Raw genomic sequence first — 21,812 nt, forward strand, 5'->3', positions numbered from 1 at the left:
GCCTGATACGAGCCCGCGCCGCTCTGAGCAACACCGCTTGCAATGAGCGCTCTGGAAGCAATCACGGTGCGGGTTGGCTGACGGTCTTCGGCGTGGCAGCCGGTTCGGTGAGATCGAGTGACTCGAGCCTCGACTGAGAGGCACGAACGGGCATTCTGCTATCCGATCCGGCTACCCAGAACGCGGTTCGCGAAAATCGCTCGACACGCAACAGGCCAGGGTCGTTCGAGCCGAGAGCGAGTGGCGCATAGCGACGTCCACCTACCATCTTCTGGACTGGGCCAACCCACCAGCGTTGCAATTTCGGGCTTTCCCTGATGACGTCGATATCGCCGACTGTCCCGTCGGGCTTGATCCAGTAGCTTAGATCGACCCATTGCCCATCTACGTCGCGCGCGCTGCTGCGAAGATTGGCGGACGTGCCTACCGGCGCATCGATCATATCGAGCGTCGGTGCATACACCAGCAAGGGCGTCTTCAAGCCGAGCGCCTTATAGCGCGCGACGACTCCCTCTACGCCCGACATATCGCCTTTGCGGGCCGCACGCAGCGCCGTGACCGACTGCAAGGCATCGCGGAACGGCTGCAGCGCGGGTTGCGTAGTTGTTGCGAGATCGCGAATTGCGGTCTTTAAAGCGGTGCCGGACAGCCCCGTCTGGCGGTCTTCCGCGTCGAGCAGCAAGACGATCCGGAAACGTGCAAAGCCTTCGACGATCAGGTTGCCGGTTTCGTGAGCAGACTTCACGACCGAACGATAGCGATTGAGCGCGGTGTCTGCCTGGCCGAGCCTGGCGAACATGTCCGCCAGCTCGAGACTGCCCGAGAGTACGTGCGGGTCGCTGTCCGGCAACCCCGACTTCAACGCGCTATAGCCGTCGAGCGTGGACATCCGGTAACTTTCCCCTTCGCCCAGATGTGCGGCGATACGGCCATTCGCGCGGAACAGACCCGCCACCGCGATAGGGTAAGTCTTGGAGAACCGTCGATTGCGACCGATAGACTTCATCAACGTCTCGCGAGATCCCGCGATATCGCCTTTCACGAACTGATTGTCGGCGTGTGCAAGCGTCGCGCGCATATCGTCCATCGGCGGACATCGTTTCGCGAGACACGCCTCGAGCGCGGACCGCGTTTCGGGCAGCGGACGCCCTATGACGACAATCTCTCGGTTCGCACCCGTATCCGACGCTACGGGCTGGACCGTTGCCTTTGCGGACGGCGCACTGGCGGGCGCGGCCTGCGCGAGAAACAGCATCAGAACTATCACGCGTCGATCGCTTCCTCGTCCATCCGACCGGCGTTTTCCTGGATGAAGGCGAAACGGTGGGCCGGGTTGTTGCCCATTAGGCGGTCGACGAGGTCCTTCACCTGCGCGCGCTCCTCATATTCCTGGGGGAGGGTGATGCGAAGCATGCCGCGGGTGGCCGGGTCCATCGTGGTTTCGCGGAGCTGACTCGGGTTCATCTCGCCGAGGCCCTTGAAGCGGCCGACGTCGACCTTCTTGCCCTTGAACACGGTCCGTTCGAGTTCGGCGCGATGCGCATCGTCCCTCGCGTAGATGCTCTTGGTGCCGACGGTCAGGCGGTAGAGCGGCGGCTGTGCGAGGTAGAGGTGCCCGCGGCGGACGAGTTCGGGCATCTCCTGGAAGAAGAACGTCATCAGCAGCGTGGCGATGTGCGCGCCGTCGACGTCGGCGTCGGTCATGATGACGATGCGTTCGTAGCGGAGCGTGTCGGGGGTGCAGTCCTTCCGGGTGCCGCAACCTAGCGCGAGCGTGAGGTCGGCGATTTCCTGGTTGGCGAAGATCTTGGCGCTGGTGGCGGATGCGACGTTGAGGATCTTGCCGCGGATCGGGAGGATCGCCTGCGTTTTCCGGTCGCGCGCCTGCTTGGCCGAGCCGCCGGCCGAATCGCCTTCGACGATGAACAGTTCGGTGCCTTCGGGCGAGTTGGCGGAGCAGTCGGTCAGCTTGCCTGGCAGGCGGAGCTTTCGCGCGGAGGTGGCGGTCTTGCGCTTGACGTCGCGCTCCTGCTTGCGGCGCAGGCGTTCGTCCATCCGCTCCAGCACATAGTTCAGCAGCGCCTTGCCGCGCTCCATGTTGTGACTGAGGAAATGGTCGAAATGATCGCGGACCGCCTTTTCGACGAGACCGGCGGCTTCGGGGCTGGTGAGGCGATCCTTGGTCTGGCTCTGGAATTGCGGTTCGCGGATGAAGACCGACAGCATCAATTCGCTGCCGACCATTACGTCGTCCGCGCTGATATCCTTCGTTTTCTTGTTGCCGACGAGGTCGCCGAACGCGCGCAGGCCGCGGACCAGCGCCTGGCGGAGGCCCTGCTCGTGCGTGCCGCCGTCGGGGGTCGGGATGGTGTTGCAATACCAGCTGTACGAGCCGTCGCTCCACAGCGGCCACGCGACTGCCCATTCGACTCGGCCCTGGGTTTCGCCGTTCGCGCTCGGAAAATCCTGCGAGCCGGAGAAGAAGTCGGACGTCGCGCATTCGCGGCCGGCGATCTGGTCGCGGAGATGGTCCGCGAGACCGCCGGGGAACTGGAACACGGCCTGCGCGGGCGTGTCATCCCCGATCAGGTCGGGTGCGCAGTGCCAGCGGATCTCGACGCCCGCGAAGAGGTACGCCTTCGAGCGGACGAGCTTGTAGAGGCGTTGCGGCTTGAAGTTCAGTTCGGTCCCGAAGATCTCGGTATCGGGCGTGAACGCGACGCTGGTGCCGCGGCGGTTGGGCGTTGGGCCGAGATGCTCGATCGGCCCGAGCGTCAGACCTTTCGAAAAGCGCTGGCGGTAGAGTTGCCGATCGCGTGCGACCTCGACGACGGTGTCGGACGACAGCGCGTTGACCACGCTGATGCCGACGCCGTGCAGGCCGCCCGACGTCGCATACGCCTTGCCGGCGAACTTGCCGCCCGAGTGTAGCGTCGAAAGGATCACCTCCAGCGCGGATTTGTCGGGGAATTTCGGGTGCGGATCGACCGGGATGCCGCGGCCATTGTCCACGATCGTCAGGCGGTTGTTCGCCTCGAGCGTGACTTCGATCCGCGTAGCGTGGCCGGCGACAGCCTCGTCCATCGCGTTGTCGAGCACTTCGGCGGCGAGGTGATGCAGCGCGCGCTCGTCGGTGCCGCCGACGTACATGCCGGGGCGGCGGCGTACGGGTTCGAGGCCTTCGAGCACCTCGATCGAGGACGCATCATAGGTATTCGCAGCGGTTTTCCCGCCAGACGCGCCCGGAGACGCGAACAGATCTTCAGCCATGGGAGGAACGTAGCCGCTGGCTTGCGACAAAGCCACAGGCTCTGTTTGTTCTCCGTGTTACCGGAAAGCCACATTGATGTAGATTGTTGCAGTACCGGGATAAATTTCGGGCGATGCGCCGTTTATGAAAAACCTGTCATGAAGTTTCCGGGAGTGAATATGAGCAAGACGATGATGGTGGCGCTCGCTGGCGCCGCTACGCTGGGGTTCGCGGCACCTGCCGCTGCGCAGGAAGTTACCGCCGATGCGCCGTTCAGCGGCATCTATTTCGGTGCAGCCGGTGGGTATGACGTGCAGCCGAACGACGCCGGATCGTCGATCCTGTTCGATCGCAACCTTGATGGCCGGTTCGGCGATGCCGTAACGACCGCGGCTGGCGCCAACGCGTTCTCGCCGGGCTTCTGCAACGGCGCAGCGACCAGCAGCACCGCGCCTGCCGTCGGCGGCCGTGGTTGCCGCAAGGACAAGGACAATACCGCGTATTACGCACGCGTCGGCATCGACCAGCAGCGCGGCAACATCGTGATCGGCGTCGTCGGCGAGTTCGGCAAGTCGAACATCCGCGATAGCGTCACCGCGTTCTCGACGACGCCCGCCTTCTACACGATGACGCGCGACCTCGCCTGGGAAGCCTCGATCCGCGGCCGTGTGGGTTATGCCGTCAACACGACGCTGTTCTATGGCACGTTCGGTCCAGGCTATGCCCGCATCAATCGTGATTTCTATTCGAGCAACACGGCCAACGCCTATGCGCAGAGCGGCAAGAAGAACCAGTTCGGCATCACCGGCGGCGGTGGCATCGAGCAGAAGCTCGGCAAGAACATCTCGGTCGGCATGGAATACATGTTCCACCAGTATCAGGACGACGACGCGCGCGTTCTCGTGACGCGCGGTACGCAGCCGGCGAACAACCCGTTCGTGCTGGCGCCGAACACGGCCGGGACGGCGTTCAAGCGGTCGGATGATAACTTCCGGTGGCACAGTGTGCGCGGCACGGTGGCGTTTAGGTTCTGAGGCGAAGAGCGGCCTACGCCAAGCTGGCGCAGGACTCGCCCAAGCCCGGCCGGCGCGGCTAGCCGCGGCCGACGACATGGGCTTTGCCCATGGCTAGCGTGATATGAAGAAGGCCGCGACCTCAGGTGAGGACGCGGCCTTCTTCTTTTGCGCGCTCGATGCCTCGATGAATGATCTGCTCACCCCGTCATCCTGACGAAAGTCAGGATCCAGAGCGGGATACGTCGCCTTCGATATCCTGGGTCCTGACTTTCGTCAGGATGACGGGCGTGTTGCGGAGGCGTGGCCGACACTATCGCCCTACCGCGACCAAAAGCACGTTCCGGCGCTGAGCACGTTGGTTTCACAACCCTGTTTCCCCGCGAAGGCGGGGACCCAGACTGGGCTCCCGCCTTCGCGGGAGGACAAGGAGCAGCGAGCCCCACAACTCTGTAGCTAAAAGTGGTCCACCCCGGCGGAGGCCGGGGCCCAGTTGGGAAACGCTGCTAAACGGGCGGAGCACTCGGTAACCGCGACCTTTCCAACTGGGCCCCGGCCTTCGCCGGGGTGGTAGCAGTTTTGAAAAAGGCCGCTTCCTCACCCGAGGAAGCGGCCGATTTAAAACACCCTAGCCATGGGCAAAGCCCATGCCGTCGGCCGCGGCTAGCCGCGCCGGCCGGGCTTGGCGAGTCCTGCGCCAGCTTGGCGCAGGCCGCCCTGCGCCTCACCTAGGCCGCGGACCACCAAACGGCAGTGGTGGAGTCGGACGGCGATCGCGACGGGGCAACTGTGCCTGGTACGCGTGGCCACAGTGATCGACGCAATACGGGAAGCCCGGGTTCACCGCCTTGCCGCAGAAGTGGAAGTCGGGCTCGCCGGGATGGCCGAGCGGCCATTTGCAGATGCGGTCGTTCAGTTCGAGCAGGCTCGTCTTGTTCGCCATCTCGGCGGACGGCTTGGCGGGCACGAGGCGACGCGGCGGGGCTGGCGTGCTTGGCGGCTGCTGCTCACCGGGCGCCTGACGGAGAAAACCGCCGGGGCCGACAGAACGCAGGATCGGCTGAGGCGCACGCACGGGCGCGACGACCGCCGGAGCAGCCTCGTCCTCGTCTTCATCCTCGTCGTCCTCGGGCTCTTCAGCGACCGGCTCGGGCTCGACCGGTGCTGCGGGCTTGGCCGCTGCCACGACGGGCGGTGCGACCGGTGCGGGCTTGGGGGCCTCGACCTCGACCGGTTCCGGCGCAGCGACCGGCTCGGGAGCCGCTGCTGCTGCCGCCGACGCTGATGCTTCGGCCGCAGCCGCCGCCTTCGCCTCGGGATCGTTCGGCTTCACCGGCGACGGGCGCGCCTGCAATTCGAGGCGGTGCGCCTTGCCGATCACGGCGTTGCGGCTGACGCCACCCAGTGCTTCGGCGATCTGGCTGGCGGTCTGCCCGGCCTCCCACATCGTCTTGAGCGTCTCGATGCGCTCGTCGGTCCAGGACATGTTCGTTCCTCAGTCTTGCTCAGCCGGGTTGCGGGCGGCAGCGGCAGCGATTACCCGCAACCCCTATGAGCAGCCAGCCCCCAATCGGTGAAATCCATTCGGCGGTGCGATCCGCCCCCGGCGTCCCCGTCATAAAGAGCGTGAACTGGGAGGGATTGCGAACCCTCTATATCAAGGAGGTGCGCCGGTTCTTCAAGGTGCAGCTTCAGACGGTGTGGGCGCCGGCGATAACGACGCTGTTGTTTCTGATCGTATTCACCATCGCGACGGGTGCGAAAAGCCCGGTTCCGGTCGATGGCCAGATCGTCGCCTTCGCCGATTTCATCGCGCCGGGGCTGATCATCGCACAGGGCATGATGGGGCCGGCCTTCGCCAATGCGAGCTTCTCGCTGCTGGTCGGCAAGATGCAGGGCACGATCGTCGATTATCTCCAGCCGCCTTTGTCGACGGGCGAGTTGCTGGCCGCGCTGGTCGGTGGCGCGGTGACGCGGGCGGTGATCGTCGGGATCGTCGTGTGGGCGGCGATGGCGCTGTATCCGGGCGTGCACGTGACGCCGCATGCGCCGCTCGCGATCATCTGGTTCGGGTTGCTGGGCGCGACGTTCCTCGCGCTGCTGGGCGTGCTGACGTCGATCTGGGCGGACAAGTTCGATCATGCGGCCGCCGTCACCAATTTCGTGATCGCGCCGTTGTCGCTGTTGTCGGGGACGTTCTATTCGGTCGACAAGCTGGCGCCGGCGTTCCGCGCGTTCAGCCATGCCAACCCGTTCTTCTACATCATCTCGGGCTTTCGTTACGGGTTCCTCGGGATCGCCGACTCGCCGGTGATGATCGGCGGGATCGTGATCCTCGTGATCGATCTCGTGCTGGCGACGCTCTGCTACCGGTTGCTGAAGAGCGGTTGGAAGCTGAAGAACTGATGCGAGGCCTCGCGCTCTGGCTGGTGGCGTTGGCGGTGGCCTTGCTGCCGGTCGGTGCGGTGGCGCAGGACGCGGTGGCGGACCCGGCGTTGCGGGCGAAGGCCGATGCGCTGGTCGCGATCCTCGATGGGCGGGCCGCGTATGACACATATTTCGCCGCGAGCTTCCGCGAGAAGGTGCCGAAGGCGCAGTTCGCGACGATCGTCGAAAAGCTGAAGGCGACGCTGGGAGCGCCGCGGAAGATCGAGTCGCTGGCGGCGACCTCGGCGTGGAGCGCAGATCTGGTCGTGGGATATGCGCGGGGGACGGCGAGCGTTCGGCTGGTGATCGACCCCGAGGCGCCGCATGCCGCGACCGGGTTGCTGATTACCGGCACGGGCGCGCGCGACGATAGCCTGGCGAAGGTCGAGGCGGAGTTTTGGGCTCTGCCGGGGGCTAGCGGGTTCGGGCTGTATGCGCTCGACGAGGGCAAGCCTGTGCCCATCCTCGAATACCGGGCGGATGTCGCGGCACCGCTCGGGTCGGCGTTCAAGCTTTGGGTGCTGGCGGAACTGGCGCGTCAGGTTGCGGCGGGCGAGCGGCATTGGGAGGACGTCGTGAAGGTCGGGGCGCCGTCCCTGCCGTCCGGCGTGTTGCAGACCTGGCCGGCGGGGTCGCCCGCAACGGTGCAGACGCTGGCGACGATGATGATCTCGATCAGCGACAACACGGCAACGGATACGCTGCTGACGACGCTCGGGCGCGCGAAGGTCGATGCGATGGCGGAGGCCGCGGGCGGCAGCGTGCCGGTGATGACCACGCGCGAGATGTTTGTGCTGAAGGGCGATCCCGCGCTGACGAAGGCTTGGGCGGCTGGCTCGGTAGACGAGCGGCGCGCGCTGCTGGTCGACAATGCGGTGAAGATCTCCACGGCCAAGCTGGATCCGACCGTGTTCGCGGGGAAGCCGGTGGCGATCGACAGCGTCGAATGGTTTGCGAGCCCGGCGGCGATGGCGGGGCTGCTCAATCGGTTACGCGGGGCGGATGCTACGACTCGGGCGGTGCTGGGGGTGAATGCGGGAGTCGATCCGGCGATCGCCAAGCGGTTTGGGTATGTCGGGTTCAAGGGCGGCGGTGAGCCTGGCGTGCTGAGCTTGAACTACCTCGTCCAGGCGAAGAACGGGCGTTGGTATGCGGCGACCGGGAACTGGCACCGGGCGGATGATGCGGTGAACGAGGTTCGGTTCGCGGGACTGATGGGGCGGGCGTTGGCGCTGTTGGCGGCGCGGTAGGCATAGCGGGCGTTCCAAGAAGGCCCTTGTACGCTGATCGAGTACCGACGAACGCCAAACCATGCCGTTCCCCCGCGGAGGCGGGGGTCCAGGGTAACTGACGGTAGCGTTTGTGATCCTGGGCTCCTGCGTTCGCAGGAGAACGGCTTATGGAATGAGGCTCAGGCCCGCCCGGCCGCCTGCCAGCTATCCGCGCAGAGCCCGTAGATCAGGCTGTCGCGCAGGCCCAAATGTGTTTCCCATTCGTCGCGGAGCAGCCGCTCGCGACGGAACCCCAAGCGCTCCAGCAGCAGAATCGACGCGGCGTTCTCGGTATCCGCATCCGCGAATACCCGGCTCCGACCTTCCGCGAACAGCCGGTCGATCACCGCCGACACAGCCTCCCGCGCGATCCCTCGCCCCCATGCCTCCCGTGCGAGGATGAAGCCGATCTCGGTCACCCCTGCCCCGTCAGCCTCGCTGCCCGAGACCCAGCCGATTGCGCGGTCGTCGCCGGTGCGGGTGATCGCCCAGGTGCGCTGGTTGCCGGGCGCGGCTTCCTCGGCGAGATAGCTGCGGACATCATCGACGGTGCCGAGCGGACCATCGGCGGAATAGGCCATCAACTCCGCATCGGCGAGCATCGGGTGCAACGCAGTCGCATCGCCCTCGACGAGCGGACGCAACCGCAGCCGTCGCGTCTTCAACACCGGCGATACGCCAGCGCGCCGCGGTCTACGTCCGGATTGCCTCACGCGGTCAGGGCATCCACGAGCGCGCGGACTTTCTTCTGGCGCCACTGCGGGAGCGGGGCGACGAGCCAATAGCCGCCCTTCGATGGCTGCGACTCGCCGATCAGCCGCACGCGGGCCTGCGCCAGATCGCGGCGGGCGAGCAGTTCGGGAACGGTCGCGCGGCCAAGCCCCGCCGCCGCCGCATCGATCGCGAGTCCGGCATCGGTGACGCGGACCAGCGCCACGCCATCCTCGCCACACCAGGCGATCGCCGCCTCGCTGTCGACGCCGGGCGCGGAAATCGTCACCATGCCTTCGGATTCTAGCGCCTCGCCCTCATGCTCGCCCGGGCCATCGCCCCAGCGGATCGCGAGATCGAGATTGGCTTCGGTGAAGTCGACATTCTCGTCCGCGGTGATCAGCACGAACCGCAGTTCGGGATCCGCCTCGGCGATCTGCGCAAGCCGCGGCATCAGCCACTTCTCGGTCAGGTCGCGCGGCGCCGCGATCGTCAAGGATTTCGACGACTGCCCAGCCTGCATCGCGCGCACGGCCTCCTCGAACTGGAGGAACCCGCCGCGGAGCGCGCCGAGGCCAGCCTCAGCCTCGGGCGTCAGTTCGAGCCCGCGCGTGGTGCGGCGGAACAGCACGACGCCGAGCGTATCCTCCAGCGCCCGGATCTGCTGGCCGACCGCCGCCGGCGTGACCGCGAGTTCGTCGGCGGCACGCGTGAACGACAGATGCCGCGCCGCCGCGTCGAGCACGCGCAGGCCGTTGAGCGGGAGATGCGTGCGCTTCATTGGGCATGCCCTATGCTCATTGTCCCACCCTCGCCCGTCATCCCAGCGGAAGCTGGGATATTCATGGGGCGGGCGTGGCGACTGCCAACGGGGATACCCCAGCTTTCGCTGGGGTGACGGGCTCTTGGGAATCCGGGACTAGTATTGGCGACGCGCATCAATTCAGCACCGCGGGCGCGAACAGCGAGAAGCGGGGGATTTCGACGTCGAAGATCGCGCCATCCTCGCGGACCATGCGGTAATTGCCGTGCATCGCACCCGACGGAGTCGCGAGCGGGCAGCCCGAAACGTAATCGAAGCTCGCGCCTGGTTCGATTACCGGTTGTTCGCCGACCACGCCTTCGCCCTCGACCGAGTGGCGCGCGCCGCGGCCGTCGGTGATGACCCAGTGGCGGGTGAGCAACTGGACGCTCTCGTCGCCGTCGTTCTCGAGGCGGATGTGATACGCCCAGAACCAGCGGCCGCGCTCGGGCTCGGACTGTTCGGGCAGGTAGCTGACCGACACGCGCACCGTCACCCCATCGGTCGTCGCCGCGTTGGGGAACAGCGCCTTCACAGGCCCGCCTGACGCAGCGCCTGGTCGAGATCGTCGATCACGTCCTGCGCATCCTCGAGCCCGACGTTGAGGCGCAGCAGCCCCTCGGTCACGCCCATCTCGATCTGCTTGTCGGGCGAGACGCTGGCGTGCGTGGTCGAGGCCGGATGCGTCATCAGCGAGCGCGAATCGCCGATGTTGTTCGAGATATCAACGAGTTCGAGCGCGTCGAGCAACGCGTGCGCCTGCTCGCGACCCTCGACCTCGAACGCGAAGATCGGGCCGCACGCGTCCATCTGGCGCTTTGCCAGTTCGTATTGCGGATGGCTCGGCAGGCCCGGGTGCAGCACGCGGGGGACGCGGCCCTCCAGGAATTGGCCGACCTTCATCGCGTTCTCGGACTGGCGGCGGATCCGCAGGTCGAGCGTTTCGAGGCCCTTGAGCACCACCCACGCATTGAACGGCGACAGCGTCGGGCCGGTGTTGCGCGTGAAGGGCAGCAGCGTGTTGGTGATGAAGTCCTCGGTACCACAAACGGCGCCGGCGAGCACGCGGCCCTGCCCGTCCATCATCTTGGTCGCGCTGTACGCGGTGACATCCGCGCCGAACTCCATCGGACGCTGCAAGGCCGGCGTCGCGAAGGCGTTATCGACCACCGTCGTGATGCCGCGTTCGCGCGCGATGTCGCAGATCGCCTTCAGGTCGGCGATGTCCATCGTCGGGTTGGCGGGCGTCTCGAAGAAGAACACCTTCGTCTCGGGGCGAACCGCGTCGAGGAATGCCTGCGGATCGCGCGCATCGACGATCGTCGTGGCGATACCGAACTTCGGCAGCAACGTATCGGTGAGCCAGCGGCACGAGCCGAACGCCGCGCGGCCACCGACGAGGTGATCCCCGGTCTGGAGCTGGCACAGAAGCGACGCGGTCATCGCCGCCATGCCGGTTGCCATCGTCCGGCACGCCTCGGCGCCCTCCAGCAGCGCGATCCGCTCTTCGAGCATCTGCACGGTCGGGTTCTGGAGGCGGGAATAGGTCATCCCCTCCTGCTCGCCGGCAAAGCGCGCCGCGGCGTCGCCCGCCTTGTCGTAGCAATAGCCCGAGGTGAGGAACAACGCCTCCGACGTCTCGCCATATTCGCTGCGGGCGGTGCCGCCGCGGATGGCGCGCGTCGCGGGACGCCAATTCTGGGTGATCGAACGATCCTGGCCGGTCTTGCGCTTCATGCGCGCCGCTTTGCCGGGGGGGAGCGGCGATGACAAGCCTTGCGGGTGTGTGAGGGCATGAAGGGTGTCTCAATCCTCCCTCGCCAGGGGGAGGTGGCGCCGAAGGCGACGGAGGGGGAGGACCACGCAACCCCCGTGTCGTTTCCCTCCCCCTCCGTCTGGCAAGCGCCAGCCACCTCCCCCTTGCGGGGGAGGATCAGGAATGGGTTCAGTACCGGCCCCAGGTGAATTTCGTGGACAGCGCGTAGTTCCACACCGCGCCGACCAGCACGCCCATCAGTGCCGATGCCGCCCAGGCACCGTCGCGCATCTCGTACAGGAACGCGGCGATGCCGACGTTGGCGACCGCGCCGACCGAGCAGATCACCGCGAACGACATCCAGCCGTCGACCAGTTGACGCCATCCTTTTAGCCGCCGGTCACGGTATGTCAGTGTGTTATTGAGGAAGAAGTTGAAGGTCAGCGCAGCCAGCGTCGCGACGATCTCGCCAACCACGAAATTCGCGCCGATCCCGACGAACAACGCGGTCAGCACGGCCATGTGGATGCCGACGCCGAGCACGCCGATCGCAGAAAACATCGCGAACCGCACCGGCACGACCCGCCCGAACATCCGGTCGTAGATCGCGATCAGATATTCCATCGCAACGACGTGATCGAGCTTGCTCTCGCCCTCGGTACGGCAGCGGAAGGTGTACGGGACCTCGACGAAGCGGAGCGGTGTCGGTGACGCCGTCAGCAGGTCGAGCAGGATCTTGAAGCCGATCGCCGACAGCGACGGCGCAAGGCGGCGGACGATGTCGGTGCGGATCATGAAGAAGCCGCTCATCGGATCGTTGAGGTCGCACTTCAGCACGCGGCGCGACAGCTTGGTGGCGAGCGCCGACTTGGCGACGCGGTCGCTGTCCCATTCCCCGGTGCAGCCGCCGCTGACGAACCGCGAGCCGATCGCCACGTCGGTCTCGCCGTCCTTGAGCAGATCGAGCATAGCGGGAAGCCGCGTTTCGTCATGCTGGAGATCCCCGTCGATCACCGCGACGACCGGCGCGGCGGTGGCGCACATGCCCTCGATGCACGCCGACGACAGCCCGCGCCGGCCGATCCGCTGGATCACGCGCACGCGCTTGTCGAGCCGGGCAATCTCGCGCGCGGCATCGGCGGTGCCGTCGGGACTATCGTCGTCGACGAAGATCGCCTCCCAGTTGCGCCCGACCAGCGCCTGGTCGAGCTTGGCGATCAACGTCGGAACGTTGGCCTTCTCGTTGAACGTCGGGATGACGATCGCGAGTTCGAGAAGGTCGGGGATCACCGGGTCAGCCGAGTTCGGCGAGAATGGCGTCGCCCATCGCGGAGGTCGACAGCGTCCCGCCGAGATCGGGCGTACGCGCGCCGCCGAGGATAGCGGCCGCGACAGCGGCCTCGATCCGCTCCGCCGCTTCGGGCAGGTCGAGCGAGTGGCGCAACATCATCGCGGCGGACAGGATCGCCGCGCACGGATTGGCCTTGCCCTGCCCGGCGATGTCGGGCGCGCTGCCGTGGATCGGTTCGTACATGCCCTTGTTCGAGCCGTTGAGCGCGGCGGACGGCAGCATACCGATCGAGCCGGCGCACATCGACGCTTCGTCCGAGAGAATGTCGCCGAACAGGTTGCCGGTGACGATCACGTCGAACTGGCCCGGATTACGCACGAGCTGCATCGCCGCGTTGTCGACGTACATGTGGCTGAGTTCGATGTCGGGATACTCGGCCGAGACTTCGATCACGACGTCGCGCCAGAGCTGCGAGGTTTCGAGCACATTGGCCTTGTCGACCGAGAGCAGCTTGCCTTTCCGCGTGCGCGCCGTCTCGAAGCCGACGCGGGCGATGCGCGCGATCTCGGCTTCGTCGTAGCGCATCTCGTCATGGCCTTCGCGCAGGCCTTCGGCGGTGGTGCGGATGCCCTTTGCGCCAAAATACACGTCGCCGGTCAGCTCGCGGACAATGACCATGTCGATCGACCGAGCGATCTCGGGACGGAGCGCAGAGGCGTCCTCGAGGCCGGCGAACAGCTTGGCCGGGCGAAGGTTGGCGAACAGGCCGAGGTCCTTGCGCAGACCGAGAATGGCCTGCTCGGGGCGGAACTGGCGTTCGAGCGTATCGCAGTCGGGGTCGCCGACCGCACCGAACAGGATGGCATCGGCGCGGCGGGCGAGCTCGAGCGTCTCGGGCGGCAGGGGGTGGCCGACCGCCTTGTACGCGGCGCCGCCGACGAGGCCCTCTTCATAGGTGAGGTCGAGGCCGAGCGCATCCAGCACGCGACGCGCCTCCGCCGTGACTTCGGGTCCGATGCCGTCGCCGGCCAGTATCGCGATCAAGGGCATGTGCGTTCCTCCTGCGCGGCCCTTGCCGGGCAGTGCGCGCTCACGCAACCGCCCTTTTCAGACGATCCACCAGCCGGTCGCGCGCCGCCAACGGATCGGCGCGGCGGTCGACGAGGATGTCGCGGGCGAGGAAATGTCCCGTAAGACGCAGGCCATCGAAGATGTCGGGCCACACCGCTTCGCCGCCCGCCAGGAGGAAGTCGGGTAATCGCAGCAACTTGGTCTCATACCCGAACGCCGCCCCGCGCGAGACCGCCGCGCCGCTCTTGGGCGACACGAAACCGAGATCGTCCTCAGCTCCTGTCGCGACGCAGCGGTCCAGGTCGAGCCCGAACCCCAGTTCCGCCAGCACCAGCAATTCGTACCGCACCAGCGCCGCCGCCCAGCCGCGGGCGGATGGCGCGCTTTCGATCGCGCCGAGCACACCGTCGAGCGCATCGTGGATCTGCGGATAGGGCTGCGCTTCGGGGAGTGCGGCGGCGGCCAGCGCGGTCGCCCATTCGAGCGCACCCGCGGCGAGCGGTTCGCCGTGGAGCGTCGCGCGGCTGTGGATCAGCTCGGCGGTCAACGAGGCGAGTTGCTCGCCGGTTCGCGCGCGCCACTCACCCTGGATGACGTTCGCCTGGAGGAGCACGGGGCGCATCGCGCGCGACCGACCGCCGCGGACGTAGCCGGGCTGGACCCCGTCGTTCCGGGTGAGCGCACGCACGATCGCCCCATGCTCGCCATGCTGGCGGACGGCGACGACAATGGCGGATGCGCGGAGGTGCATGGCGTCCTTTAGCGCCCTCCGGCGGGGAGTGGCAGGGCCCGGCGATCAGCGGCGGACGTCAGCGTTGCCGCGACCGGGGGCGCTCGGAAATCCAGTTGGACCAGAGTTGCTCGGCCTGACGCCAGCGGGTGCGCAGCGGATCGGGGCCGAGCGGCACGTCCGGCTGGCCGAGCGCCAACACCGGCCGATCCGCGAAATGCGTGGTCGGCAGCACGTCGCGCAGCTCGGCAAGCATGGCGCACAACGCCTGGAAGCGACGGACGTGCATCCCGTTCGCGCGCGTGCCGCGGCGGTTGGCGAGTTCGAAACCGTGCGAGACGATCGTCACCGCCGCATGATGCGACGCTGCGGCATGTTCGAGCGCGTCGTAGCTTTCCCCCGCGGACAGCGCGCACAGCTGGAAGGTACGGATCCGTCCGCGCAGATCCTCGATCACGGTTACGGGCACCTCGACCAGATCGCTGTCGGGCGACCATCGAACCGGTGAGATCTGGCGTGGGGGTAGTGATATCCGGCTCGATCCCGGCGATTCGGAGCCGTTGTGGCTGCTGTCGTAGCGGAAACCGAGCGCCCCGAGCGCGGTCAGCGTATCGTCGTTAGCTGCATAGCTGCCAGCGCGGAACGCGATCGGCGCAGGCGCGCCGGCCTCGACCAGCAGGTTGGTGGCGCGGACGAGCAGATCGGTCTGTTCGGCGAGGCTGTAATCGAACAGCGCGAACCGATCATGTGCGGCGCCGTGGTCGCCCGCCTGCGCGCTCGTCCAATTGGGGTGAAGGTGAAGCTGTACCTCCTGCCCGGCTTCGAGGATCGTCTCGATCATACGGCGCACAGGTGTCGGTCCGAAGGTGATCGCGGGCATCGGATCGACGAAGAAACACGCCTTCAGATCGTGCCGTGCCAGCTCTGCCAGCTGGTAGCCTAGTCCGACGCCGGCCGGCTCCAGCGACCGTGCATAGATCGCATCGACGTCGAGCCCCGAAACGTGATGCCGCCACGCGAACTCGGTGTCGACGGTAAGAAACACGGGCGTGGTCACGAGACCATTCGTAACAAATGGTGATGAAGATTGCGTTTCATTTCTTCACGGTCGCTCCGCATGCCATCACCCGCCGGCTCATCGCGAGTGATAGAAGTCGTACACCTGTTGCGCGACGCCCGCTGACACCCCCGGTGCCTGTTGCAGGTCCTGCAGGCTCGCATTGCGGACCGCGCGGCCGGTGCCGAAGTGCATCAGCAGCGCCTTTTTCCGCGCGGGGCCGATGCCGGGGACCTCGTCTAGCGGGCTGGCGCCGATCGCCTTGCTGCGCTTGTCGCGGTGGACGCCGATCGCGAAGCGGTGGACCTCGTCGCGCAGGCGCTGGAGGTAGAACAGGACCGGCGCGTTGACGGGGAGCTGGAACTCGCGGCCGTCGAGCATGTGGAACACCTCGCGGCCATCGCGGCCGTGCTCCGGGCCCTTGGCGATGCCGACCAGGCACACGTCCTCGACGCCGAGGTCCTCGAGCGCGGCCTTGACCGTGTTGAGCTGGCCCTTGCCGCCGTCGATCAGCACCAAGTCCGGCCATTCGCCGGAATCGCGATCGGGGTCTTCCGCCTGCGCGCGCGAGAAGCGGCGGGTGAACACCTCGCGCATCATCGCGAAATCGTCGCCCGGGGCGGTATCCTTGTTCTTGATGTTGAACTTTCGATACTGGCCCTTGCGGAAGCCTTCGGGCCCGGCGACGACCATCGCGCCGGTCGCGGCGGTGCCCTGGATGTGGCTGTTGTCGTAGATCTCGATGCGTTCGGGCGGCTCGGCGAGGTCGAACAGGTCGGCGACCTCGCGCAGGAGCTTGGCCTGGGTGGTCGATTCTGCCTGGCGGCGTTCGATCGCCTCGACCGCGTTGCGCTTGGCCTGGTCCATCAGGCGGCGGCGATCGCCACGCTGCGGGACTTGCAGCACGATCTTGTAGCCGGCGCGTTCGCCCAGTGCCTCGACGAGGAGTGCGCCTTCGGGGAGGTCTCGGTCGAGCAGGATCTGCTTGGGCGGGGGGACTTCCTCGTAGAACTGACCGAGGAAGCTGGTCAGCACCTCGTCCTCGGGGACATCGTTGGTGTGCTGCGGGAAGAAGCTACGATGGCCCCAATTCTGGCCGCCGCGGATGAAGAACGCCTGGATGCCGATGAGGCCGTCCTTGCACGCCATCGCGAAGATGTCGGCGTCGCCCACGCCCTCCGCGTTGATCGCCTGCGTGCCCTGGATGAAGGTGAGCGCGCGGAGTCGGTCGCGGAGCAACGCCGCGAGTTCGAAGTCCATGTTCTCGGCGGCGGCCTGCATCTGTGCGCCGAGCTTGGCCTGCACGCCGGTCGACTTGCCGCCGAGGAAGGCTTTCGCGTCCTCGACCAGCTCGTTGTAGGCGGCTTCGTCTATGCGGCCGACGCACGGCGCGGAGCAGCGCTTGATCTGGTAGAGCAGGCACGGCCGGTCGCGCGTCTTGAAGAAGCTGTCGGTACAACTGCGCAGGAGGAACAGCTTCTGCAGCGCGTTGAGCGTGTTGTTGACCGATCCCGCGCTCGCGAACGGGCCGTAGTAATTGCCCTTCGCGCGGCGGGCTCCGCGGTGTTTCTGGACGCGGGGGAAGGCGTGATCGTCGCGCAGGAGGATGAACGGGAAGCTCTTATCGTCGCGGAGCAGCACGTTGTAGGCGGGGCGGTAGCGCTTGATGAGCTGCGATTCGAGCAGCAGCGCCTCGGCCTCGTTGTTGGTGGTGACGATGGTCATCGACCGGGTCTGCGAGACCATCCGCTGGAGGCGCTTCGTCAGCCGCTCGACCTGGACGTAGTTCGCGACGCGGTTCCGAAGCGCGCGCGCCTTGCCGACGTAGAGCACGTCACCACGCGCGTCCTGCATGCGGTAGACGCCAGGGCGGATCGGCAGCGTGTCGAGCACGTTCCTGATCGCCGCGACGCCCGCGGCCAGGTCAGGCGTCTCGCCGCCACCCCGGACTGCGAACGTGGATTTGTCTTCGTTGAAACGGTCGGGGGAATTTGGGGAGGACATCGCTCAGGAATCTAGGGAGTGCGAGGGGGTTATGCCAGCGCAAGGCAGTGATGTTCACGCGAAGGCGCGATGGCGCGAAGAGAAGAAGGTATGTTCACGCGGAGACGCGGAGCCGCGGAGAGAAGATGCGAGCAGTGCAGCGTTCGCCCTCAAACTGCCGAAGGCTTATATCATCGCTAAGATGCAGCCGCCCCGTGAGCCTCACATCCAACACCTCCGCGTCTCCGCGTCTCCGCGTGAACCAACCTTCTCTTCGCGCCTTTGCGCCTTCGCGTGAATCAATCTCCCGCGCCCTGCGGGCGAAGGCAGAGGGTCAGGCTTGAGCGAAGACCTTGGTGCCGACGATGCCGACCACCGTGAGTGCCATGAAGCAGGCCTGGATGCCGCTGACCTTGTCGCCGAACAGGATGACGCCGCCGATGATGACGCCGATCGCGCCTGCGCCGGTCCAGATCGCGTAGGCGGTGCCTGCGGGGAGGCCGCGCATGGCTAGCGCGAGCAGGCCCATGTTGACGAAGCTCAGGACGATCGGGACGCTGGAGGCCTGCCACGTGGCGAGGGTGGCTGCCCATTTGAGGCTGAGCGCCCAGCAGATTTCAGTGACGACGGCGACCGCGAGGATGAGCCAGGACATGAGTGTTCTCCAACGGGCTCAGATTGGAGACTCGGCCGCCGGAAACCCGGGAAGAGACGACCGTCAAAAATGTTAGTGCGGGAGGGACACGTGCCCTCACCTTCCCACTGCTTCGCAGCGGGCCCCTTCCTCTCCCCCGAGGGGAGAGGGGAAGACTTAGTTCAGACGGGCTAGGCTGGAGATCGAGCGGTCGACCATTGCGCGGTCGGCGGCTGCGTCATGGTGCTCGGCGATGAGGATGCCGGCAGCTTTCGCCGCAGAATCCGCCGCCCGCGCACGGACCTCCGCGATCGCGGCGCGTTCGGCGGCGGCGATCTTGTCTTCGGCCATCTTCGCGCGACGGGCCATAAGGTCCTCGGCACCGGCCTTTGCCTTGGCGATGATCGCCGCGGCTTCAGTATGTGCGTGGGCCTTCATCGCTTCGGCTTCGACGTGCGCGGTCTTGGCCTTGGCCTCATACTCGGTGCGAATCGCTTCGGCTTCGGCACGGAGCGCCTTGGCTTCGTCGAGCTGCGTGCGGATCCCGGCGATGCGCGTGTCGAGCATCTTGCCGATCATCCCCGGAACCTTCTTCCAGATCATCAGCAGGATGACGACGATCATCGCCACCGCGACCCAGCCCGTCGAGGTCAGGCCGAGGGCGGTCGGATCGGCGACGTGTTCGACGCCACCGGGCGCGGTCGTGTGGCCCTGGATGCCCTGGTTGTCGATCGCACCCTCGGGCGCCATGCCCTCTTCGTGGATGACCTTTGCGGCCGAATCTGGATTAGCCATGCGCCGTCGTCCTGCGTACCGCGTCGCTCGCCGCATCCAGGCTGACCTGGAGCCCTGCGACCTTGGCGGCCAATTGCTGTGCTGCCTCGGCGGCGACACCCTGAAGGTTCGAGAGCGCCTCGGCCTTTGCGTTCGCTACCGCCAGGTCGTGATGACCCAGACGCTCGGCGAGTTCGGCGTCGGCCGCATGCACCTGCTGCTCGAAGGCGAGCGCCGCACGTTTCGCGGCAGCCGCCGTCTCGGCCTGCGCCGCGGTACGCGCCGCGTCCATTTCGGCCTGCCAGTTCGCCTGGACCGTATCGGCCTGCGCACGGGCAGCGACCGCCGCCGCCAGATCGCCTGCGATCTTGCCTTCGCGCGAGTCCACGTTGGACACGATCTTTGGCACCATTCCCTTGCCGATCCCGAAATACAGGATGCCGAAGGTGAGGAGCAGCCAGAAGATCTGCGAGGCGTAGGTGGCGGCTATCTGGGCAATCTGAGGCATTGGTCTGTCCTGCGTTAATCCGGCCGGGCGCGGTTGCCCGGCCAAATCAGCGAGTGGTTAGGCGACGAACACCAGGATGATCATGGTGACGAAGGCGAGCAGACCGAGAAGCTCGGCTGCTGCGAAACCGATGAACAGACGGCCCTGCTGGCTGTCGGCTGCGCCCGGGTTGCGCAGGGCGCCGGCGAGGAACTGTGCGAACACGTTGCCCACGCCGAGGGCTGCGAGGCCCATGCCGATCGCTGCGAGGCCGGCGCCGATCATCTTTGCTGCTTGTGCGTCCATGATAAATTCCTTTTGAAAATCAGTTAGGTAATGGAAAACTTAGTGAAGGTTTACGGCATCGTTCAGATAGACCGACGTCAGCAACGCGAACACGTATGCTTGGATTGCGGCGACCAGCAGCTCGAGCAGCGTGATGCCGATCATCAGCAACATGCTCGGCGCGCTCACCAGACCGATATACATCCCGCCGAGGTTCAGGCCGTTGATCACGAACGCGGCCAGCACCTTGAGCAGGATATGCCCCGCGGTCATCGCCACGAACAGTCGCAGACCGAGCGAGAACGGACGCACCAGGAACGACATCAGCTCGACCACGAAGATCAGCGGGATCATCAGCGCCGGCGTACCGCTCGGCACGAACAGCGAAAAGAAGTGGAAGCCGTGCTTGCCGAAGCCGACGACCAGAACGATCGCGAAGCTGATCAGCGCCAGCACGCCGGTGACGGTCATGTGGCTGGTCACGGTGAACGGATGCACGCCGGGAACGATGCCGAACGGGAGCAGGCCGATGATGTTCGCGAACAGGATGAACATGAACAGCGAGAAGACATAGGGCACGAAGCGCTTGCCGCCGGGGCCGACATTCTGCTCCAGCATGCCCGAGATGAAGCCGGTAAAGCCCTCGACCGCCATCTGCCAGCGACCGGGCACGAGCTCGCGCTTCATGCCGCCGATCATGAACGCCCAAAGCGCGACCAGCGTCACCACCATCCACAATGCGGAGTTGGTGAACGACAGGTCATAGCCACCAACGATCCAGTGCGAGCCGAACGCCGGCTCGATCAGGAACTGGTGCATCGGATCGATCTTGCCGCCCTGTTCTGCCGCCACGTGGAATCCCTGCCGTCTTGATACGACAAACGCCCGGTTACTCCGGGCGCTCGCCTGAAATTCGAATGATCTGCCTGAACGCGACCGCTATCCCGAGGAACAGCAGCACGATCAGCCCCCAAGGGCCAGTGCCGAACCAATGGTCTATCAACCACCCGATCAGCGCACTGCCGACGAGACTCCCTATAAGAGCGGAAATGACGCGATTGCCTTGCGAGTATCCCCGCTCGGCATCCGCCCCCTTCTGCCCCTTTTTCAGTGTTTCCCGAGCCTTGACCTCTCTCAATCGCTCATCGAGCGCGGAAAGTCGCGGATCGTCAACACCCTGGGGGTCCTGTCCGGGTTCGATCTCCGCCACGCATAGCCCTCCACCTGATTTCGCATCGGGGAGGAAACACACAGCGACGAGCGATCCCGCCAAGGCGCGGTCCGTTTAGAAAAGGGGGGGGTGCAAGTCAACCGGTGTGACAAGGGCGTCATTAATGGGCCCGTTCGATCCTCCCCTGCCAGGGGAGGTGTCGCCGAAGGTGACGGAGGGGGCGGACACGGAGCATAGGTTTCGCTTGCCTCCCCCTCCGCCAGGCTGACGCCTGCCACCTCCCCTGGCGGGGGAGGATTTAAGAGCTGGACGTCGCAACGGCCGCGCGCTTCGTCATCCCGGCGAAAGCCGGGACCTCGCGCCACGGGGGGAAGCTCCTGTCTTCGTCACCCCGGGCTTGTTCCGGAGTCCACGGTTCCGCACAGTCACGACTATCGAGTCCGCGGAACCGTGGATGCCGGAACGAGCCCGGCATGACGGGGGTTCAAACGCAGCGCGAATCGCGTTCGGGGGCGCCGGCGGTGCGCGTCTTCCACACCCCGTTGGGCGTCTTGTACTTTTCGCCGGGATTGGTCTGCAGGATCAGGTTGCACCCGCTCGTGAACGCGAGCTGCTCGACCGTCGCGCCACTCGCCTGCGCCTTCTGGGTGTACGCCGACTTGCGCTGGATATTGATGTTGTTGACCAGCGCGCGCAGGTTGCCGCTCGCCGCCCCGACGAGGCCGAGATAGCCGTCGGGCTGCTCACCGACTTCGCCACCCGCGCGCGCTGCAGCGTAAGCCGGGTCGCGCTGGGCGGATGCCGCCACCGAAAGGCCGCCGAGAGCCACGGCTGCGGCAAACATGACACTGATCCCGCCTCTGCCTGCAAAAACGCTCATCTTAGAATATCCCCGGATTCTGCTGGATCAACGATTTCGCCTCGCCATCGAGACGATAGACCACTTCCTGCGTGACGTTGATGTTGAGGTTGATCTCGATCGGCTTGTCTGGTGCCGACACGTTGATGCAGCCCGGCAAGGCGGCCGTCAGCCCGATAATCGCAATCGTCCTCGTCATCCTATGCAAGATCGGCCTTTGCTCCTGCTTGTTCAATCCTG

The 21,812-nt window shown here is 66.0% G+C and carries 23 protein-coding genes; 3 read left to right on the forward strand and 20 right to left on the reverse strand.

The genetic code is table 11. The features are described 5' to 3' along the window. Positions 1 to 61: 61 nt before the first annotated feature. Positions 62 to 1,255 (reverse strand): hypothetical protein, encoded by a 1,194-nt coding sequence (locus tag AC1MLZ_RS07870; RefSeq protein ID WP_480961149.1) that lies wholly within the window; start codon positions 1,253 to 1,255, stop codon positions 62 to 64. A gap of 8 nt (positions 1,256 to 1,263) precedes the next feature. Further along, positions 1,264 to 3,270 (reverse strand): DNA topoisomerase IV subunit B, encoded by a 2,007-nt coding sequence (gene parE, locus AC1MLZ_RS07875; protein WP_480961150.1) that lies wholly within the window; start codon positions 3,268 to 3,270, stop codon positions 1,264 to 1,266. Between the two features lie 159 nt (positions 3,271 to 3,429). Between parE and AC1MLZ_RS07880 the strand changes: the two genes are divergently transcribed. Next, positions 3,430 to 4,284 (forward strand): outer membrane protein, encoded by an 855-nt coding sequence (locus AC1MLZ_RS07880; RefSeq protein ID WP_480961151.1) that lies wholly within the window; start codon positions 3,430 to 3,432, stop codon positions 4,282 to 4,284. A 703-nt stretch (positions 4,285 to 4,987) separates the two neighbouring features. Here AC1MLZ_RS07880 and AC1MLZ_RS07885 read toward each other — a convergent pair. After that, on the reverse strand, positions 4,988 to 5,749 hold the full coding sequence (locus AC1MLZ_RS07885) for a GcrA family cell cycle regulator (protein ID WP_480961152.1): 762 nt from the start codon (positions 5,747 to 5,749) through the stop codon (positions 4,988 to 4,990). 65 nt (positions 5,750 to 5,814) lie between these two features. Here AC1MLZ_RS07885 and AC1MLZ_RS07890 point away from each other — a divergent pair, with 65 nt between their 5' ends. Both AC1MLZ_RS07890 and AC1MLZ_RS07895 read left to right on the forward strand, forming a co-directional pair. Continuing rightward, on the forward strand, positions 5,815 to 6,669 hold the full coding sequence (locus AC1MLZ_RS07890) for an ABC transporter permease (protein WP_480961153.1): 855 nt from the start codon (positions 5,815 to 5,817) through the stop codon (positions 6,667 to 6,669). Then, positions 6,651 to 7,940 (forward strand): serine hydrolase, encoded by a 1,290-nt coding sequence (locus AC1MLZ_RS07895; RefSeq protein ID WP_480961154.1) that lies wholly within the window; start codon positions 6,651 to 6,653, stop codon positions 7,938 to 7,940. The genes AC1MLZ_RS07890 and AC1MLZ_RS07895 overlap by 19 nt, the downstream gene beginning before the upstream one ends. Before the next feature lie 161 nt (positions 7,941 to 8,101). Here AC1MLZ_RS07895 and AC1MLZ_RS07900 read toward each other — a convergent pair whose 3' ends face one another. The 17 genes from AC1MLZ_RS07900 to AC1MLZ_RS07980 form a co-directional block, all read right to left on the reverse strand. Continuing rightward, the gene (locus AC1MLZ_RS07900) at positions 8,102 to 8,629 is read right to left on the reverse strand and encodes a GNAT family N-acetyltransferase (protein WP_480961155.1); all 528 of its coding nucleotides are present in this window, start codon (positions 8,627 to 8,629) and stop codon (positions 8,102 to 8,104) included. Between the two features lie 41 nt (positions 8,630 to 8,670). Then, entirely contained in the window at positions 8,671 to 9,453 is a 783-nt protein-coding gene (locus AC1MLZ_RS07905; protein ID WP_480961156.1) for a LysR family transcriptional regulator, read from the reverse strand. Positions 9,454 to 9,610: 157 nt separating this feature from the next. Then, a complete protein-coding gene (gene apaG / locus AC1MLZ_RS07910; RefSeq protein WP_480961157.1) occupies positions 9,611 to 10,009 on the reverse strand; it encodes a Co2+/Mg2+ efflux protein ApaG in 399 nt (132 codons plus the stop codon). Continuing rightward, positions 10,006 to 11,211 (reverse strand): trans-sulfuration enzyme family protein, encoded by a 1,206-nt coding sequence (locus AC1MLZ_RS07915; RefSeq protein ID WP_480961158.1) that lies wholly within the window; start codon positions 11,209 to 11,211, stop codon positions 10,006 to 10,008. Before AC1MLZ_RS07915 ends, apaG begins: the two co-directional genes overlap by 4 nt. Positions 11,212 to 11,419: 208 nt before the next feature. After that, positions 11,420 to 12,517 (reverse strand): glycosyltransferase family 2 protein, encoded by a 1,098-nt coding sequence (locus tag AC1MLZ_RS07920; protein ID WP_480961496.1) that lies wholly within the window; start codon positions 12,515 to 12,517, stop codon positions 11,420 to 11,422. Positions 12,518 to 12,524: 7 nt separating this feature from the next. Further along, entirely contained in the window at positions 12,525 to 13,571 is a 1,047-nt protein-coding gene (gene leuB, locus AC1MLZ_RS07925) for a 3-isopropylmalate dehydrogenase (RefSeq protein ID WP_480961159.1), read from the reverse strand. Positions 13,572 to 13,611: 40 nt separating this feature from the next. Beyond that, entirely contained in the window at positions 13,612 to 14,343 is a 732-nt protein-coding gene (gene recO, locus AC1MLZ_RS07930; protein WP_480961160.1) for a DNA repair protein RecO, read from the reverse strand. Between the two features lie 58 nt (positions 14,344 to 14,401). Next, complete coding sequence (locus tag AC1MLZ_RS07935; protein ID WP_480961161.1) at positions 14,402 to 15,379, reverse strand: polysaccharide deacetylase family protein; 978 nt, start codon at positions 15,377 to 15,379, stop codon at positions 14,402 to 14,404. 78 nt (positions 15,380 to 15,457) lie between these two features. Next, positions 15,458 to 17,383 carry an excinuclease ABC subunit UvrC gene (gene uvrC, locus AC1MLZ_RS07940; RefSeq protein WP_480961162.1) on the reverse strand — a complete coding sequence of 642 codons (1,926 nt, stop codon included), beginning with the start codon at positions 17,381 to 17,383 and terminating at the stop codon, positions 15,458 to 15,460. A gap of 313 nt (positions 17,384 to 17,696) precedes the next feature. After that, a complete protein-coding gene (locus AC1MLZ_RS07945) occupies positions 17,697 to 18,017 on the reverse strand; it encodes a DMT family transporter (RefSeq protein ID WP_480961163.1) in 321 nt (106 codons plus the stop codon). 156 nt (positions 18,018 to 18,173) lie between these two features. Continuing rightward, positions 18,174 to 18,746 carry a F0F1 ATP synthase subunit B family protein gene (locus AC1MLZ_RS07950; protein WP_480961497.1) on the reverse strand — a complete coding sequence of 191 codons (573 nt, stop codon included), beginning with the start codon at positions 18,744 to 18,746 and terminating at the stop codon, positions 18,174 to 18,176. 37 nt (positions 18,747 to 18,783) lie between these two features. Next, the gene (locus tag AC1MLZ_RS07955) at positions 18,784 to 19,278 is read right to left on the reverse strand and encodes a F0F1 ATP synthase subunit B family protein (RefSeq protein ID WP_480961164.1); all 495 of its coding nucleotides are present in this window, start codon (positions 19,276 to 19,278) and stop codon (positions 18,784 to 18,786) included. A gap of 57 nt (positions 19,279 to 19,335) precedes the next feature. Next, positions 19,336 to 19,563: a F0F1 ATP synthase subunit C gene (locus AC1MLZ_RS07960; protein ID WP_055873230.1), complete on the reverse strand. Its 228-nt coding sequence runs from the start codon at positions 19,561 to 19,563 to the stop codon at positions 19,336 to 19,338. A gap of 39 nt (positions 19,564 to 19,602) precedes the next feature. Then, positions 19,603 to 20,361, reverse strand: coding sequence for a F0F1 ATP synthase subunit A (locus tag AC1MLZ_RS07965; RefSeq protein WP_480961498.1), 759 nt, complete (start codon positions 20,359 to 20,361; stop codon positions 19,603 to 19,605). Between the two features lie 70 nt (positions 20,362 to 20,431). Further along, positions 20,432 to 20,752: an AtpZ/AtpI family protein gene (locus AC1MLZ_RS07970; RefSeq protein ID WP_254686477.1), complete on the reverse strand. Its 321-nt coding sequence runs from the start codon at positions 20,750 to 20,752 to the stop codon at positions 20,432 to 20,434. Between the two features lie 445 nt (positions 20,753 to 21,197). Beyond that, on the reverse strand, positions 21,198 to 21,557 hold the full coding sequence (locus AC1MLZ_RS07975; protein WP_480961165.1) for a YdbL family probable chaperone protein: 360 nt from the start codon (positions 21,555 to 21,557) through the stop codon (positions 21,198 to 21,200). Positions 21,558 to 21,594: 37 nt separating this feature from the next. Beyond that, a complete protein-coding gene (locus AC1MLZ_RS07980) occupies positions 21,595 to 21,771 on the reverse strand; it encodes a YnbE family lipoprotein (RefSeq protein ID WP_082444354.1) in 177 nt (58 codons plus the stop codon). Between the last annotated feature and the right edge of the window lie 41 nt (positions 21,772 to 21,812).

It is taken from the genome of Sphingomonas sp. PEI4 (genome assembly GCF_056679955.1).

Bases quoted from the DNA above. Each gene is read 5' to 3' on its own strand.
- AC1MLZ_RS07870 (WP_480961149.1), bottom strand. From the start codon at position 1,255: ATGCTGTTTCTCGCGCAGGCCGCGCCCGCCAGTGCGCCGTCCGCAAAG.
- parE (WP_480961150.1), bottom strand. From the start codon at position 3,270: ATGGCTGAAGATCTGTTCGCGTCTCCGGGCGCGTCTGGCGGGAAAACC.
- AC1MLZ_RS07880 (WP_480961151.1), top strand. From the start codon at position 3,430: ATGAGCAAGACGATGATGGTGGCGCTCGCTGGCGCCGCTACGCTGGGG.
- AC1MLZ_RS07885 (WP_480961152.1), bottom strand. From the start codon at position 5,749: ATGTCCTGGACCGACGAGCGCATCGAGACGCTCAAGACGATGTGGGAG.
- AC1MLZ_RS07890 (WP_480961153.1), top strand. From the start codon at position 5,815: ATGAGCAGCCAGCCCCCAATCGGTGAAATCCATTCGGCGGTGCGATCC.
- AC1MLZ_RS07905 (WP_480961156.1), bottom strand. From the start codon at position 9,453: ATGAAGCGCACGCATCTCCCGCTCAACGGCCTGCGCGTGCTCGACGCG.
- AC1MLZ_RS07915 (WP_480961158.1), bottom strand. From the start codon at position 11,211: ATGAAGCGCAAGACCGGCCAGGATCGTTCGATCACCCAGAATTGGCGT.
- leuB (WP_480961159.1), bottom strand. From the start codon at position 13,571: ATGCCCTTGATCGCGATACTGGCCGGCGACGGCATCGGACCCGAAGTC.
- recO (WP_480961160.1), bottom strand. From the start codon at position 14,343: ATGCACCTCCGCGCATCCGCCATTGTCGTCGCCGTCCGCCAGCATGGC.
- uvrC (WP_480961162.1), bottom strand. From the start codon at position 17,383: ATGTCCTCCCCAAATTCCCCCGACCGTTTCAACGAAGACAAATCCACG.
- AC1MLZ_RS07945 (WP_480961163.1), bottom strand. From the start codon at position 18,017: ATGTCCTGGCTCATCCTCGCGGTCGCCGTCGTCACTGAAATCTGCTGG.
- AC1MLZ_RS07950 (WP_480961497.1), bottom strand. From the start codon at position 18,746: ATGGCGCCCGAGGGTGCGATCGACAACCAGGGCATCCAGGGCCACACG.
- AC1MLZ_RS07955 (WP_480961164.1), bottom strand. From the start codon at position 19,278: ATGCCTCAGATTGCCCAGATAGCCGCCACCTACGCCTCGCAGATCTTC.
- AC1MLZ_RS07960 (WP_055873230.1), bottom strand. From the start codon at position 19,563: ATGGACGCACAAGCAGCAAAGATGATCGGCGCCGGCCTCGCAGCGATC.
- AC1MLZ_RS07965 (WP_480961498.1), bottom strand. From the start codon at position 20,361: ATGCACCAGTTCCTGATCGAGCCGGCGTTCGGCTCGCACTGGATCGTT.
- AC1MLZ_RS07975 (WP_480961165.1), bottom strand. From the start codon at position 21,557: ATGTTTGCCGCAGCCGTGGCTCTCGGCGGCCTTTCGGTGGCGGCATCC.
- AC1MLZ_RS07980 (WP_082444354.1), bottom strand. From the start codon at position 21,771: ATGACGAGGACGATTGCGATTATCGGGCTGACGGCCGCCTTGCCGGGC.